The sequence below is a fragment of the Shewanella sediminis HAW-EB3 genome (assembly GCF_000018025.1).
GTDB classification, from domain to species: Bacteria; Pseudomonadota; Gammaproteobacteria; order Enterobacterales; family Shewanellaceae; genus Shewanella; species Shewanella sediminis.
On sequence record NC_009831.1, the window covers coordinates 1,849,022 to 1,863,710 of the forward strand.

At 45.0% G+C, this 14,689-nt stretch carries 14 protein-coding genes and 1 other RNA gene; 8 read left to right on the plus strand and 7 right to left on the minus strand.

Annotated features, from left to right (window positions below; genetic code table 11):
- Positions 1–54: 54 nt before the first annotated feature.
- The 6 genes from SSED_RS08030 to pspF form a co-directional block, all read right to left on the minus strand.
- Positions 55–840, minus strand: coding sequence for a peptide ABC transporter ATP-binding protein (locus SSED_RS08030; RefSeq protein WP_012141895.1), 786 nt, complete (start codon positions 838–840; stop codon positions 55–57).
- Positions 815–1,828, minus strand: coding sequence for a peptide ABC transporter ATP-binding protein (locus SSED_RS08035; protein WP_012141896.1), 1,014 nt, complete (start codon positions 1,826–1,828; stop codon positions 815–817). Before SSED_RS08035 ends, SSED_RS08030 begins: the two co-directional genes overlap by 26 nt.
- 17 nt (positions 1,829–1,845) lie before the next feature.
- On the minus strand, positions 1,846–2,736 hold the full coding sequence (locus SSED_RS08040) for an ABC transporter permease subunit (protein ID WP_012141897.1): 891 nt from the start codon (positions 2,734–2,736) through the stop codon (positions 1,846–1,848).
- On the minus strand, positions 2,723–3,754 hold the full coding sequence (locus SSED_RS08045; RefSeq protein ID WP_012141898.1) for an ABC transporter permease: 1,032 nt from the start codon (positions 3,752–3,754) through the stop codon (positions 2,723–2,725). The genes SSED_RS08040 and SSED_RS08045 overlap by 14 nt, the downstream gene beginning before the upstream one ends.
- Positions 3,754–5,397, minus strand: coding sequence for an ABC transporter substrate-binding protein (locus SSED_RS08050; protein WP_041421596.1), 1,644 nt, complete (start codon positions 5,395–5,397; stop codon positions 3,754–3,756). Before SSED_RS08050 ends, SSED_RS08045 begins: the two co-directional genes overlap by 1 nt.
- 86 nt (positions 5,398–5,483) lie before the next feature.
- Positions 5,484–6,551, minus strand: a complete 1,068-nt coding sequence (gene pspF / locus SSED_RS08055; protein ID WP_012141900.1) for a phage shock protein operon transcriptional activator — start codon at positions 6,549–6,551, stop codon at positions 5,484–5,486.
- A 177-nt stretch (positions 6,552–6,728) separates the two neighbouring features.
- Between pspF and pspA the strand changes: the two genes are divergently transcribed.
- From pspA to SSED_RS08085, 6 genes are all read left to right on the plus strand, one after another.
- Complete coding sequence (gene pspA, locus SSED_RS08060) at positions 6,729–7,412, plus strand: phage shock protein PspA (protein ID WP_012141901.1); 684 nt, start codon at positions 6,729–6,731, stop codon at positions 7,410–7,412.
- A 20-nt stretch (positions 7,413–7,432) separates the two neighbouring features.
- Positions 7,433–7,666 carry an envelope stress response membrane protein PspB gene (pspB, locus tag SSED_RS08065; RefSeq protein ID WP_012141902.1) on the plus strand — a complete coding sequence of 78 codons (234 nt, stop codon included), beginning with the start codon at positions 7,433–7,435 and terminating at the stop codon, positions 7,664–7,666.
- A complete protein-coding gene (pspC, locus tag SSED_RS08070; protein WP_012141903.1) occupies positions 7,659–8,054 on the plus strand; it encodes an envelope stress response membrane protein PspC in 396 nt (131 codons plus the stop codon). The genes pspB and pspC overlap by 8 nt, the downstream gene beginning before the upstream one ends.
- 49 nt (positions 8,055–8,103) lie before the next feature.
- Positions 8,104–9,558: a YcjX family GTP-binding protein gene (locus SSED_RS08075; protein ID WP_012141904.1), complete on the plus strand. Its 1,455-nt coding sequence runs from the start codon at positions 8,104–8,106 to the stop codon at positions 9,556–9,558.
- A 90-nt stretch (positions 9,559–9,648) separates the two neighbouring features.
- Positions 9,649–10,755: a TIGR01620 family protein gene (locus SSED_RS08080; protein ID WP_012141905.1), complete on the plus strand. Its 1,107-nt coding sequence runs from the start codon at positions 9,649–9,651 to the stop codon at positions 10,753–10,755.
- Between the two features lie 177 nt (positions 10,756–10,932).
- A complete protein-coding gene (locus tag SSED_RS08085) occupies positions 10,933–12,111 on the plus strand; it encodes a trans-sulfuration enzyme family protein (RefSeq protein ID WP_012141906.1) in 1,179 nt (392 codons plus the stop codon).
- Positions 12,112–12,229: 118 nt separating this feature from the next.
- Here the strand turns inward: SSED_RS08085 and SSED_RS08090 are convergent, their stop codons facing one another.
- Positions 12,230–13,627 carry an SLC13 family permease gene (locus tag SSED_RS08090; protein ID WP_012141907.1) on the minus strand — a complete coding sequence of 466 codons (1,398 nt, stop codon included), beginning with the start codon at positions 13,625–13,627 and terminating at the stop codon, positions 12,230–12,232.
- A gap of 398 nt (positions 13,628–14,025) precedes the next feature.
- Between SSED_RS08090 and SSED_RS08095 the strand changes: the two genes are divergently transcribed.
- Positions 14,026–14,343: a ComEA family DNA-binding protein gene (locus tag SSED_RS08095; protein WP_012141908.1), complete on the plus strand. Its 318-nt coding sequence runs from the start codon at positions 14,026–14,028 to the stop codon at positions 14,341–14,343.
- 167 nt (positions 14,344–14,510) lie between these two features.
- Positions 14,511–14,607: signal recognition particle sRNA small type (ffs, locus tag SSED_RS23780), an RNA gene on the plus strand.
- Positions 14,608–14,689 lie beyond the last annotated feature (82 nt).

The window sequence follows — 14,689 nt, forward strand, 5'->3', positions numbered from 1 at the left end:
AATTTGATAAATTATCCAGTGGTTGGAGCAGTTCAACGTCCTGTTTGAACCTTTTTAGCGTTTGGGATTTAACAATGCCTGCTCTTGAATTAACCTTTGGGTATACTCATGTTGAGGAGAGTTAAATAAATTTTCTGTTGTGGCCTTTTCCACCATTTGTCCATTATGCAAGACCATAATCTTATCACTAAAGTGGCGAATGATATTGAGGTTGTGTGAGACAAAAATATAGGAGAGTCCCATCTCTTTCTGTAGTTTAAGCAGCAAGTTGAGGATCTGCGAACGTACCGATAAGTCCAGTGCCGTTAACGCCTCATCGGCAATGATGATTTTTGGATTTAGCATTAAGGCGCGGGCAACGGCTACCCGCTGCTTCATTCCTTCAGATATCATATGAGGATAAAATTCAGCATGTTCCGGCAGCAGGCCGACTTTTCTCAGTTTGTCGACCACTTGCTCTTTTCTCTCTTTTTCATTGAGACTTGTATTGAACTTGAGAGGTTCATCTAAAAGATCGCCGATAGTTAATCTCGGGTTGAGTGAAGTGTTAGGATCTTGAAAAATCATTCTGATTAATTTACAACGTTGCTTCAGGTTTCGGGTCTCTAGTGCATCGCCTTCGAAATAGATCTCTCCGCCACTGCGAGTCTCTGCGCCAACAAGAATTCGTGCAAGTGTACTCTTGCCTGAACCCGCCTCACCGACAATAGCCAAGGTCTCGCCTGTGTTTAGCTCAAATGAAACAGGGTCCAGTGCTTGGGTATAAGTACGTCTAAATCTCTTGTAACCGGTAAAAAAGCGCTTACTGAGATTATTAACTTGTAGTAGTGGCGTCGTCATTACATGGCTCTTCATGGTATGGGAAATGGCACGCAAAATAGCGGTTCTTCTTATGGCACAGTTTGGGTTGATTAACGCATTTTTTCTGCGCTTCGGGGCAGCGTGGACCTAAGCGACAGCCAATGGGGAGGTGTTGCAATGCAGGAGCCGAACCTGGCAAGGTTTTCATCATCGACTTGTGTTGTACCAGACCCGAGTAGTCAGGAATATTGTTCAGTAGGGCTTTAGTATAGGGATGAAATGGCTGATTGATAATTTCAGATGTAGGACCTGACTCCATTATCTGGCCACAATACATGACGGAAAGTTGGTTACACCAAATTGATAAGGTTTCCAGTTCATGGCTGATAAGTAATATCGAAACATTGTGTAATTGATTTAATTTGGTCAACAGCCTGAATATCTGGGCTTGAGTTTTAGCTTCCATGGAATTTGTGGGTTCATCGGCGATCAGAAGGCGTGGCTGGTTTGCAACCGCAATCGCAATCATGACTTTCTGACATTCGCCCTCAGAGAGCTCCCACGCATAGCTGGACATGACTTTCTGCGTGTCCTTGATGCCAACCTTATGTAGCCATTTTTCTGCCGTACGCTTCTTGTCTTTCGCTCGCAGCCAAAAATGAAGCTTCCTATTTTCGGGCATGGCTTCAATAAGCTGATCCCCAACCACAATAACAGGGTCTAAGCTACTGGAGGGATCTTGAAATATCATGGCTATTTCACTGCCCATTAAGTTCCGTCGTTGTTTTGGACTCATCTCTAACAGGTTGTGACCATCCCACATCATACGATCGGCCTGTATGCGCCAGTTATGACCGGGGATCCCTAAAATCGCTCTTGCAAGCAGGCTGCGACCCGAGCCGGATTCACCGACGAGACCGTGTATCTCGGCAGGATTAATCGTTAGGCTGACTCTTTCGAGTGCTTTGACTCGTCCGTGGGGCGTGTCAAGTTCGATTGTAAGGTTTCGAATATCAAGTAATGGCATAACGGGTAACTACACGTCTAGTTATTGATAGGCGATAGCGCCGATCGCAAGCCGTCACCGACTAAGTTAATTGCAAGTACACTGCATAAAATGGCAATGCCGGGAATGGTGACCGTCCAAGGTGCAGTTAATAAATTATCCATACCTTGTGAAACCATCGCACCCCATTCCGGACTCGGGGCCTGTGCACCTAGATTCAAAAAGCCTAAAGCCGCAATATCCAGAATAGCCGCAGATATGCCTAAGGTGGTTTGAATAATCACAGTATCCCAAACATTAGGCATAATAACATACCAAAATACCTGAAACGGATTCGCACCATCGAGTTTCGCCGCTGTCACATACTCTTTCTGTAACTCTTCATGAATGGCTTGGTGTATTGAGCGAACAAACTGTGGGGTGAGAGCGAGTCCGACGGCCCAAAATACATTATTAAGCCCCGGGCCCATTACCGCGACAACGAGAATCGCCATCAGAAGTGACGGAATTGACAGAAGTGCATCGAGCAGATGGCTTAAAATGCTCGACTTCAACCCTTTCATCATTCCTGCTACCGCACCGATAACGAAGCCTAAAGTCAATGCGGTTACGACTATGCCCAATGCCATTCCGAATGTCAGATGTGCCCCATGTAGTAAGCGGCTAAAGATATCTCTGCCCAGATCATCGGTTCCAAGAAAGTGCTCAACGGTACCAGCCGGGTCCCAAGAGGGCGCAAGCAGCAATGCGTGAGGATCTTGTTGCTCTGGCGCATAGGGGGCAATGAGAGGGCCAAATATTGAGAGTAACAAGATACCAATAACAGCCCATAAGCCAGCAAATGCAAATGGGTTATCAGAAAAAGAGTGCCAGATCTTTTTCATGGGAGATGGGATCTCATCTTCCTGATAGATCTTAATTTGAGGCATAAAGTTCTTTCCTGCTGAGAGGGTTGATGGCCGTATAAAGTACTTCAATCATGATACTGATAAAGATGATGATCAATGCGACAGCCAAGACCCCACCCTGAATAACGGTGTAATCGCGTTGATATATTCCCGATACGAGCCAGGCACCGACACCGGGCCAGGCGAAAATAACCTCTACTACCATGGCGTAACTGGCGAATGGGCCTAACATTAATCCCAGATTTTTTAAGACCGGAATTAGGGCATTAGGTAATGCATGACGTAATACTACCCGTGAGGTATGAAGCCCTCGGGCCTCTGCAGCCTTAATATAGGTTTGATCCATAATCGTGATGATTGCCGCTCGGGTAATTCTGACCACAACAGTGAAGGGCAAAACTGCCAGCGTGATAGCCGGTAGGATGATATGCAGTAAGGCATCTATAAATGCCGAGGTACTGTACGGCGAATCTGATAACAGGGTGTCTATCAATACAAATCCGGTGACTGGTTCTATCTCATAGAGCAGGTTTAACTGGCCTGAAATCGGCAGCCAGCCGAGCTGAACGCCAAACCACAGAGAGAGAGTCAGGCCCAACCAAAATACCGGAATTGAGTATCCGGTTAAGGTTATTGCCATAATCGTGTGTTGTGTAATTTTATGTCTGCTCAAGGAGGCAAGCACCCCGAGCGGGATCCCCAATGTTAATGCCAGCATGGCTGAAACGGCCGCCAGTTCAAATGATGCCGGAAGTACCGATGCCAGTTCTTCGATAACGGGTCGTTGAGAGGTGGCTGAGATACCTAAATCCCCACTTAATCTTTGCTGCAGATAGGAGAAAAATTGACTGAATTGTCCATCATTTAGGCTGTAATTCTTCTCTATCTGTTCTATTTGCTGTGCATTGGGTGAGTGTAATCCGGTTAGCGCAAAACTTTTTTCAACCGGAAAGTGGCTGGTTACAATGAACAGCACGATAAACAGTACAAAAGAGGTTGCAAGAAAAAGGTTCAGCCTGCGAAGAAGGTATCGTGCCATTAGTGCTTAACCTCAATATTAACATCGCTGATATCATCGTTATCATTACCACTAAATGATATTCCTCCGAAAGGAGTCAATCGGCTTTGTTTAACATCTTTGTGTTTAAATGCGAGTCGGGTGGCATGAGCGAACGGTAGCATAGGCAGTTTATCTGCAAACATTGCTTCCGCTTGTTGATAGAGAATTTTTCGTTCAGCCCGAGAGGTCGTTGCTCTTGCCTTGGCAAGAATACTATCGAATTCAGGGCTGCACCAACGTGAACGGTTACTGTTAGAGGCGACAGACGAACAGCTGAGAATAGGAGTGAAAAAGTTATCTGGATCGCTATTATCGGCATTCCAACCAATTAAAACCGAGTCATAACTTCGCTGGCTTAACTTCTGATTGAACACGCTCCAGTCATAACTGATGATATTCACTTTTACCCCGATATTAGCCAGATCAGCCTGGATAAGCTCGGCTGTCTTATGGGCATTAGGATTGTAGATCCGGGCAACGGGCATGGCCCAAATATCGACAGTTAAGTTTTCGACACCGGCTTGCTCTAAAAGCTGTTTAGCTTTTTGTGGATTGAATTCGATAATGCTCTTATTCTCTGAATATGCCCAAGACATCGGAGGCAACATGCCTGTCGCAGCAACGGCGGTCTTTTGATAAACGGCTCTGAGAATATTGTCTCTGTCTACGGCGTGCGCTAAAGCTCTTCTCACTCTGACATCATCGAATGGAGGCTTTTGAGTATTAAAAGCCCAGAAAGCCACATTAAACCCGGGCTGTGAGTCAATTTTCAACTCTTCATGTTCAAGTACAACCGGCAACTCTCCGGCCTTGGGAAGTGCGGAAACCGTGCAGTCTCCGGTGATCAATTTTGCCAGACGGGATGTGCTCTTGGGTGTGATATCGAAGACAAGGAGTTCAGCTTGCGGAAGTGAACGCCAATACTTTTCATTCCTGTGATAGCGAATATATTCATTTTTCACATATTGGACAAATTTAAACGGCCCCGTGCCTATTGGAAGTCTGTCTATGGTCTCTTCACTGGATTGTTTAATGAGGAGTTGGCCATACTCTTCAGATAAAATAATGGCAAAGCCGGCCGCTAAGTTTGAAAGAAAAGACGCGTCTTTATTATTAAGGTGAAAGGCGACTTCATAGTCTGATATTTTTTCAATCTTGTTTATCAGTTTATCGAAACCAATACTTTGAAAAAATGGATAACCGGTTTTGGAGACGGCATGATACGGGTGGCTGGTATCGATAATTCTGTTGAATGAGAACAGCACATCATCGGCATTAAAGGCTCTTGAAGGAGTGAACCGAACCGAGTCATGAAACTTAACCCCTTTTCTCAATTGAAAGGTGTAGGTGAGTTCATCTTCACTTATCTGCCACTGTGTTGCCAGAGAGGGAATGATCTGCCCGGAAGTGGCATTATAGTCGACCAAACCATTGTAAATCTGCTGGGAGGTAGCATCGATAGTAGTACCAGAGGTTACAAGTTGAGGGTTGAAAGACTCGGGGTTACCCTCGGAGCAATAAACCAATCCCGGAGGAACATACTGCGGCCCACAGCCGGTAAGCAAGCAGAAGATGCATGCAGCTGTGGAGTAGGCAGATAGACGCTTTATCAGCACTCTCATCAAAAAAATCATTTGTTCAGAACTTTGTCAGCCATTTTAGCAGTGCAAATAACCTATGAGCAATGAGCATATCTTATTAATGAGTGTTAAGTTTTATCGAGAAGGTTGTATTTTTTTAGGATCCCGCGCAGTTGATGGTAACTTAGGCCTAAGAGTTCGGCGGTTTTCTTTTGATTAAATTGACCCGCTTCTAATGCTTGTTTTAGTAGATTAACTTCAAGACCTTCACAATGATCTTTGAAATCAATCGGAAAATTAATGACTTCCGAGGAAGGATTTTGACTATCTGGATTGGCGTTCTGTACAGGCGCAGGTTCTACCGATGGCATCGATTGCTGGCGCTCCAGGGTCTTCACTCTTTGTGTCGGTCGATAAGGAGATGCAAAAGGATCCAGAATAATATTGGCTATCGGTGCCTGCGTTTCCGCATTACGATAAACGCTGCGTTCGACCACATTCTTTATTTCACGAATATTCCCCGGCCATGAATATTCCATGAGTTGCTGTATCGCCCTTGGACTAAAACCTTCAAATAGTTCCATTTTCAGTTGCCTTGCCATACCGACCGCAAAATATTCGGCCAGAGGCATGATATCTTCTGTTCTATGGCGTAGAGGTGGCAAGGTGATCACATCGAAGGCCAGCCTATCGAGCAGATCGGCACGAAACTCTCCTGCATCCGCTAATGAGGGGAGATCTTCATTGGCTGCACAGACGAGTCTCACATCGGTTTGGACTGTTTTGCTGCCCCCGACGCGCTCAAACTCACCATATTCGATGACTCTGAGTAGCTTCTCCTGAATCAACCCTGAAGTATTCGCCAGCTCATCGAGGAAAAGTGTACCACCGTGAGCTCTTTCGAACCGTCCTTCATGTTTCTTACTCGCACCGGTAAAGGCCCCTGCATCGTGGCCAAACAATTCACTTTCGAGTAAATTCTCACTAAGAGAGGAGCAGTTAAGCTTAATAAAACTTTGATCCCATCGCGTAGACAGATAGTGTAAGCGTTCAGCTATTAACTCTTTACCCGTGCCTCGTTCGCCGATGATCAATACCGGCTTGGAAAGAGGCGCAACTTGAGACACGTGCTCCAATACTTCTAACAGTGCATTAGATTGTCCGATGAGATTATCTTGCTGAAATTGATTTGGCACAGTAAGTTTTAGTCTTTCACGCTAATAATTGGTGAAATTAATAATAAGTCTCTCTGTTAATAAAAGAAAGAAAAAGTTAATATATTGGTTAAGTATCTGTATTATATGAAATATGAAAAGTTGGCACAGAAAGTGGATTAATATCTTCGAAACCAACGTTAATTAAAGGACAGCATCATGGGAATTTTCTCTCGCTTCGCAGATATCATTAATTCAAACATCAGTGCACTACTGGATAAAGCCGAAGACCCAGAAAAAATGGTACGCTTGATAATTCAAGAGATGGAAGACACCTTAGTTGAGGTTCGTTCAACATCGGCTAAAGTATTAGCTGAGAAGAAAGAGCTACTACGTCGTATCTCTAAAGTGCAGACTCAAGTTCAGGATTGGCAGGATAAAGCGGAATTGGCTTTATCTAAAGACCGCGAAGATCTTGCTAAAGCGGCTTTAATTGAGAAGCAGAAGGCCGCTGAACTCGTCGCCACATTAGAGCAAGAGTTAGTCATGGTTGAAGAGCAGATCGCTCGTCTAAAAGAGGAAGTTAACCTTCTTCAAGAGAAGCTTGCCGACGCAAAGGCGCGTCAGAAGACGATTATTATGCGTAAGCAGACAGCTTCTTCTCGATTAGATGTTAAGCGTCAACTCGATTCTAGCAAGATTGATAACGCGATGACTAAGTTTGAGCAATATGAACGTCGTGTTGAGGGGCTGGAGTCACAGGTCGAAGCTTATGACCTGGGCAACAAAAAGAGTTTAAGTGATGAGTTTGCAGCGCTAGAAGCTGAAGATTCAGTGACCGCTGAGCTTGAAGCGCTTAAGGCAAAAGTCAAAGGCAGTAAGACTAAAACTAAGTCTAAGTAATCACAATTCAGAGGTGAGCTATGAACGCGGATATTTTAATGGCCCCAATTATTATTTTTTTGATAATAGTGGCTCCCATATGGCTGATTCTTCACTATCGCAGTAAGCGTCAAGTGAGCCAGGGACTTACTGATGAAGAGTATTCTCAGCTTAATGAACTAATCACCAGAGCCGACAAAATGGCTCAACGTATTGATACATTGGAATCGATTTTAGACACTGAGTCGCCACAATGGAGGAGCCGTGATGAGTGAAGCTAATGGGCGTACCTTATACCGAATTCCTCAATCAGGTAAAATTGCTGGAGTATGTGCAGGGATAGCCGATTACTTTAACTTTGAAACTTGGCTTGTCAGGGTCCTAGCGGCATCAATTTTTCTTTTAGGTGGTTCGGGTATTGTTTTAGTTATCTATGTTTTGTTATGGATGATATTGGATATTAAGCCTGGAACTGCAAAAGATAAAACAGCGCATAAAGATATCGAGATAAAGAAGAAAATTTGGCAAGCGGGTGAGCCTGCCAAGATGGCACTCAGGGATGTGAACACACAATTTAGAAGCTTAGAAATAAGGCTTCAAAAATTAGAACGCCATGTCACATCAGATAGCTTCGATCTTAAACAAGAGATCAATAATCTTTAATCCTTCCAATGGGCGGTCTAACCGCCCGAATAACTTTTAAGTGCAGGCTATGGGTAGTATAAACCGCTCTTTTTCTAAGTTAGGTAAAAAAGTTAGCCAAAAGACACAAGCATTTGCGCACCGAACTTCCGATAAACATATTCGATTAGCCGTGACCGGACTCTCCGGGGCCGGTAAAACCGCTTTTATTACGGGTTTAGTGAATCAACTTCTCAACGCGGGTTTAATTGGTAAGAGTAATAACCTGCCTCTTTGGCAAGTGACCCGAGAGGAGCGCCTATACGGAGTGAAGCGGGACCTTCAACCAGACTTAACCGTTGCCAGTTTCGATTATGAGCAGGCGATGGCTTCGCTCAAGCAGACCCCTTCTCAGTGGCCAGCTTCTACGCGGAGCATCAGTGAGCTGAGGTTAGCTATCAGATACCAACCTCAAAAGGGACTGTTAGCAAAGCTGACAGATAGTGCGACACTCTATCTCGACATTATCGATTACCCGGGGGAATGGTTACTCGACCTGCCCATGCTGAAGCAGAGCTTTAGTCAGTGGTCTATGAGTCAGACCAGGCGTGAGCATATCTTCAAGAAGTCCGATTGTTACGGCCCTTTTAATGAGGCCGTATCTCAATTAGACCTCTTTGGTGAGGCTGATGCCGCGCAACTGAAACAGATTGCCTCCCTCTATCAGCAACTATTGCTCGATTGCGTCAATGGGCATGGTTTTTATTATGCTCAACCAGGACGACTACTATTGCCCGGCGAGCTTGTAGATACGCCCGTTTTAGCCCTGTTTCCTCTGCTGGGTTTATCTGCCAAAACCGTCACTCAGTTGGATGCGGGCGCATCAAATACAGCCTATCAAGTATTGAAGACTCGATACAAACAATATCAGAGCAAAGTGATCATGCCTTTTTATAGGGAGTACTTTGCAAAATTTGATCGACAGTTACTCTTGGTGGATTGTTTTACTCCGCTCAATAGTGGTAAAGATCAGTTTGATGACATGACTCAAGCCCTCAATGGAATAATGGAGAGCTTTAAATTTGGTCAATCAAATATCCTTAAGCGGTTATTTTCCCCAAGAATTGACAAGTTACTGTTCGCCGCGAGTAAGGTGGACCATATCACACGAGATCAGCAGGGTAATGTTCTTTCGCTATTGACTCAACTCGTGAAACAGAGTCAGAAACAGGCTAAATTTGAAGGCTGTGAGGTCGAAGTGATGGCGATTAGCGCAATTAAAGCGACTAAACATGCCATGGTCAGATCGGGTAGTGCGGAAGTGGAGGTTGTACATGGCGTCGACCTGTCACAGCAAAAAACGGTGACCGTCTTTCCCGGAGAGGTCCCAAAGATGCTTCCTCAAGCTTCATTTTGGGATACGCAAGGCTTCGAGTTCACGCATTTTGCGCCGCCACAAGTCACAGCCTCAACACAAGGCGCCGACTTTGAGCACATACGATTAGATCACCTGCTTCAATACCTGCTCGGTGATAAGCTCAACTAACGGCTTGATAATGCTCTGAGCATCTTTATTGAGCCGGGAAACAGCTAAACTTGAAGAGTTAGCAAGTAATATTTTCATAATGGTAGAACAATGATGCATGAAAGTGAAAATGGTCTAAAAAAAAAGCAGGCGTTCGAGCCCGTTATCGAAGCAGCATCTCCTACTCTGAAAGGCGCTCAGCATTACGATGAACAGCCGCTGGAATTCACCACAGAACCACTAGCCGAGCAAGGTGATAGCATAGAAGGCGATATTGATGCCGCGTTCGATGCGACCTTCGATGCCGAAAGTAAAAGGGGGAAGTCTCCCCGTCAACGACGTTGGTCAGTACTTGCTAAGCTCTCTTTGGTAGGTGTGCTTGGTCTGGTGGTGACTGAAACCCTGTTAGGGTTACAGAGCGCCTGGATTGAAAGCCCTTGGTTATTTGGGCTCTATGTCACTGTCACTTCAATTATCTCTTTATGGGCCGGCACAATCACTGTGAGCGAGTGGCGTAAGTTAGCAAGACTCAGATCGGTTGAAGAGGCGCAACAAACCGGTGACCGACTGTCGCAAAGTATGCAGGTTGGCGAAGCGGATAAGTTTATCAATAAGTTGCTCTCTCAATTGCCGAAAGATGTGGATTTGAGTCGATACCTATCCTCTATCAATGATGAGCATAATGATGCCGAGAAGCTTATTTTATTCGATGAGCTGGTATTGAGTGAAAGGGACCTTATTGCCAAAAAATATGTAAGAAGATTTTCTCAAGAGTCGGCGCTTCTTTTAGCTGCCAGCCCGTTAGCCTTGTTAGATATGGCGATCATTCTTTGGCGTAACCAACGTATGATATATAAAATTGCAGAATGTTATGGCATCGAGCTGGGTTATTGGAGCCGTATCAAGTTAATACGGGGCATTATTACCAACATTGTTTATGCCGGTACCAGTGAAATAATCACAGATCTGGGGACACAACTATTGTCTGTCGAAATGTCGGGCAAGCTCTCCGCCAGATTAGGGCAAGGCCTTGGTGGTGGTTTGCTGACAGCCAGACTGGGTTATCAGGCTATGGCGCTGTGTAGGCCCATCTCGTTTCAGGAGAAATCGCGTCCTAAGTTGTCTGGTATCCATAAAGAATTACTCCTGGATCTTAAAGATTTCTCTTCGGCGGTTTTAACCAAAAGCGTATCTCGTAACAAAGATTTTACATCTTAACCCCGTTAAATTTTTGTCTATTGTTTGCTCGGGCAGTGAATAGCGGTCAAGGTGAGTTGTCACTGACACTTTATACATAATAAATCTAACCGTCGGTGATGCTCTATTCAAACACGGCTCGAACAGCGACTCGCTTATTCTTGAGGTGGTTTGGATATCAGACCTTGGAGAGATTTTATGCAGGATAAATGGAAGCCCGCCACGAAAGTGATACATGCAGGACACATCAAAGACAGCTCTGGAGCCTTAGTCTCGCCTCTATGTCAGAGTGCCACCTTTGTCTTTGACAGTGCCGAGCAGGGGGCATCGAGATTTGCAGGCGATGAAGCGGGTTATATTTATACTCGTCTGGGAAACCCGACGACAGCCGAACTTGAGCGAAAGATGGCTGTTTTGGAGGGGGCTGAGGCCGCCACGGCAACCGCGTCGGGCATGGCGGCGGTATCATCGGCTTTATTGGCTAATTTGAGCCATGGGGATCATCTCGTCGCCTCTAAAGCCGTTTACGGTTGTACTTTCTCCTTGGTGACCAGCCAACTGGTAAAGTTTGGCATTCGAGTGACGCTGGTGGATTTTAATGATCTGAACGCGGTTGCTGATGCCATAACCTCTGACACTAAAGTCATATTCTGTGAAACCCCGGTCAACCCACACCTCGATGTATTCGACCTCGATGGAATTGCAGAGATCGCGAAGCAACATGGATTGATCAGCATTGTCGATAATACCTTTATGACTCCGCTTCTTCAGCAACCACTGAGTCACGGTATCGATATCGTTATTCATAGTGCGACTAAATATTTGAACGGCCATGGTGATGTCATCGCCGGCATTATCTGTGGTTCTGATGAGCAGATTGAAAAGATTAAATATGAGACCTTGAAAGACTTAGGTGGAGTTCTTTCCCCCCATGATGCCTGGCTGATCTTAAGGGGACTTAAGACATTAGATGTACGACTCGAGCGGCATTGTGATAATGCAGAGGTGATCGCGCAATATTTACTGAATCACAATAGGGTCACCAAGGTTTATTACCCGGGGATCAAGGGACATAGCGGCCACCAATTCATAGGGCAGCAGATGAAAAGAGCCGGTGGAGTCATTGCCTTCGAGCTCGATGCCAGTTTGGAACAGAGCATCAAATTTATTAATGGCTTACACCTTTTTGCTATTGCCGTGAGTCTGGGTGATGCCGAATCACTTATCCAACATCCTGCATCCATGACGCATTCTCCATACTCAGATGAAGAGAGGGAGGCTGCGGGGATTGGCGCGAGTCTGTTAAGGATCTCCGTCGGTCTGGAGTCGGTTGAAGATCTGATTGTCGACCTGGAGCAGGCTCTGTCACGAATTTAATAGCTTAGATTTAATGCCTCAGGTTTAATAGTCCAGGCTTGCCAAAAACACACGCCGCGCTTTCCAGCACGGCGTTTTTTTTATGGGAGTGTTAATTCCAGTGTTATACCAATCGGTATTAAATATTCCAGAACGTATGGGCGATGATATACAACACAAACATACTGATAAAGTTAATGATGACACCCGCTCGCATCATCTCCGATTGTTTGATAAAGCCTGAGCCATAAACAATGGCGTTAGGTGGCGTTGCGACGGGCAGCATAAAGGCGCAAGAGGCTGCAATACCAATTAATACCGATAACATGACGGGTGATAGCCCTAGTGCCTCTGCGATTGCAGCGAACACAGGTACGAGTAGCGCGGCACTGGCCGTATTACTGGCAAATTCGGTTAACATGACAACAAAGAAGATCACGGCAAAGGTGAAGAGTGCCATATGGGTGTTACCAAAGATATCGGTAACCCAATGTGCCAGAAAGACACTGGTTCCAGTGGCTTTCAATATTGCGCTTAAGGTTAAACCGCCACCAAACAGGATGAGTACGCCCCAGTCGGTAGTGCGTTCAATTCTCTTCCAGTCGACTAAACCAAGGCCAGCTAAGGTAACAACTGCACTTAGGGCTACTACTGTATCGAATTTTGAGATCCCGCCGAGTGCCTGTGAAATGGGTTTACTGAATATCCAACAACACACAGTTGTAATGAAGACCAATAGGGTAAGCTTGCCTTGAAAATTTAATTTGGTCTCTGAAGTCGATAACTTACAGATGACTGAAAGATCCGGTTTTAAGAATAGATACAGGGCAATAAGCATGGTCGGGAGCATTAAGGCTACAGTGATAAGACCAAACTCTAACCAATCACTGAAGCTTAGGCCGACTTGGGCTGCAGCGATTGCATTTGGAGGGCTACCCACTAAGGTACCAATACCACCTATGTTAGCGGAATATGCTATGCCCAGAAGCATAAACAGGTAGGTTTTTTTATGCTCTTTAAAGTCGAGTTGCTGCAAAATGCCCAATGCGAGTGGCAGCATCATAGCAGCCGTTGCCGTATTGCTTATCCACATGGATAACAGAGCCGTTATGCCGAACAAAAACATACAGGCAAGGCTGAGCTTGCCTTTCGATGCAGTAAGCACCCTATGGGCTATGAGCTTATCTATTCCCTGTTGATTCAGTGCCGCAGCAAGAACGAAACCACCAAAAAAGAGGTAGATGATCGGATTGGCAAAATTACTCATTGCCGTTTTCGTTTCAAATACACCTAATACCACGGCCAGGATAGGAATGAGTATGGCGGTGATACTGATGTGGATAGCCTCTGTCAGCCAAAGGATCGCGGCAAAGATGAGAATGGAAAGCCCTGTGTTAATGCCTTCTTCGAAAGGAAGGAAATTATAAAGCATTATAAACAGGGCTATATCGGCAAACAAAATAAGATAGTTTCTCTGTGCTTTGCTCTCTGAGGGGGTTGGCTCAGTTAAATATGCTTCGGTTTGTTCCATAGACATTCGAATGTCCTTTATCGTTATTATCAGGATGGAACACACTAGCTCAGTCGCTCAGTTACACAAAATAAATTTGATTGTGTATTTATTACGGCTACCTAAAATTATATAGGTGAAGTAGATCTATTTTTTGTCATATTTCGTGACTTGAGAAGCGCTTTGGTGATCTAAAAAATTCTGATTGAATTTCAAAACAGGTCTTTGTTGAGTCAGTATCTGTGAATGTGAAACTTACCAATAAATTGGAAAGTGTGATCCGGGCTTTGTTTTTGTTTGCGCCAATGATGCAGGAATCAATAGTTGGCAAGAAGTGAGCTATTGATCTACATTTGTAAAGTGGCCAGGGATTAATGGACTGATGGCCATAAATGAATGGATTACTCACAAGAAGGAATAGAACCATGAAACACACAGTGATTACTGCGTTATTTACCGCTGCCCTATTATCTCTGAATATCAACATTGCCGAGGCTAAGACCAAAAGCCCGGAAGTCGATGTCGTTCAACCACAAAGCCAACATCAGAGTATCAATATCAATATCAATACCGCATCCGTTCAAGAGCTGGTCTTGCTCAATGGGATCGGCGAGTCCAAGGCACAAGCGATAATTGATTATCGTACCAGCCATGGACAGTTCGATTCCATTAACGATCTTGTCAAAGTGAAGGGCATAGGGACAAAATTAGTTGAAAAGAATAAGGGAGTGATCACTTTGTAATCGAACGGAACCATCAAAGAGACCTGTTTGCCGATATTTGCTTATAGAATCAGCAGTCGGTGCAGTTCTCTGGATATGTTTAGTTTAAAGGCTTGATTGCTGGGCGGGCATAGTAGATAATGCTCGCCGTTCTTTGAGGTGTTTATCTCGAGAAAGCAATGGTGACCCTAGGGTCCCCCCGCAATGATAACCTGTGAACTCGGCCAGGCCCGGAAGGGAGCAACCGCAGCAGGCGACTCATGTGCCGGGGTGCGGCTCTAGGGGAGCCTCCAAACTCCCCCTCACTCTTTACACCCTATTAAATTCGACTCATTTTATCGCAGCTCTCTTTGTCTGAGATAACCGC

What these genes read in the sequence shown, in the direction of transcription:
- SSED_RS08030 (WP_012141895.1), bottom strand. Translation starts at nt 840, where the DNA reads ATGACGACGCCACTACTACAAGTTAATAATCTCAGTAAGCGCTTTTTT.
- SSED_RS08035 (WP_012141896.1), bottom strand. Translation starts at nt 1,828, where the DNA reads ATGCCATTACTTGATATTCGAAACCTTACAATCGAACTTGACACGCCC.
- SSED_RS08040 (WP_012141897.1), bottom strand. Translation starts at nt 2,736, where the DNA reads ATGCCTCAAATTAAGATCTATCAGGAAGATGAGATCCCATCTCCCATG.
- SSED_RS08045 (WP_012141898.1), bottom strand. Translation starts at nt 3,754, where the DNA reads ATGGCACGATACCTTCTTCGCAGGCTGAACCTTTTTCTTGCAACCTCT.
- SSED_RS08050 (WP_041421596.1), bottom strand. Translation starts at nt 5,397, where the DNA reads ATGAGAGTGCTGATAAAGCGTCTATCTGCCTACTCCACAGCTGCATGC.
- pspA (WP_012141901.1), top strand. Translation starts at nt 6,729, where the DNA reads ATGGGAATTTTCTCTCGCTTCGCAGATATCATTAATTCAAACATCAGT.
- pspB (WP_012141902.1), top strand. Translation starts at nt 7,433, where the DNA reads ATGAACGCGGATATTTTAATGGCCCCAATTATTATTTTTTTGATAATA.
- pspC (WP_012141903.1), top strand. Translation starts at nt 7,659, where the DNA reads ATGAGTGAAGCTAATGGGCGTACCTTATACCGAATTCCTCAATCAGGT.
- SSED_RS08075 (WP_012141904.1), top strand. Translation starts at nt 8,104, where the DNA reads ATGGGTAGTATAAACCGCTCTTTTTCTAAGTTAGGTAAAAAAGTTAGC.
- SSED_RS08080 (WP_012141905.1), top strand. Translation starts at nt 9,649, where the DNA reads ATGATGCATGAAAGTGAAAATGGTCTAAAAAAAAAGCAGGCGTTCGAG.
- SSED_RS08085 (WP_012141906.1), top strand. Translation starts at nt 10,933, where the DNA reads ATGCAGGATAAATGGAAGCCCGCCACGAAAGTGATACATGCAGGACAC.
- SSED_RS08090 (WP_012141907.1), bottom strand. Translation starts at nt 13,627, where the DNA reads ATGTCTATGGAACAAACCGAAGCATATTTAACTGAGCCAACCCCCTCA.
- SSED_RS08095 (WP_012141908.1), top strand. Translation starts at nt 14,026, where the DNA reads ATGAAACACACAGTGATTACTGCGTTATTTACCGCTGCCCTATTATCT.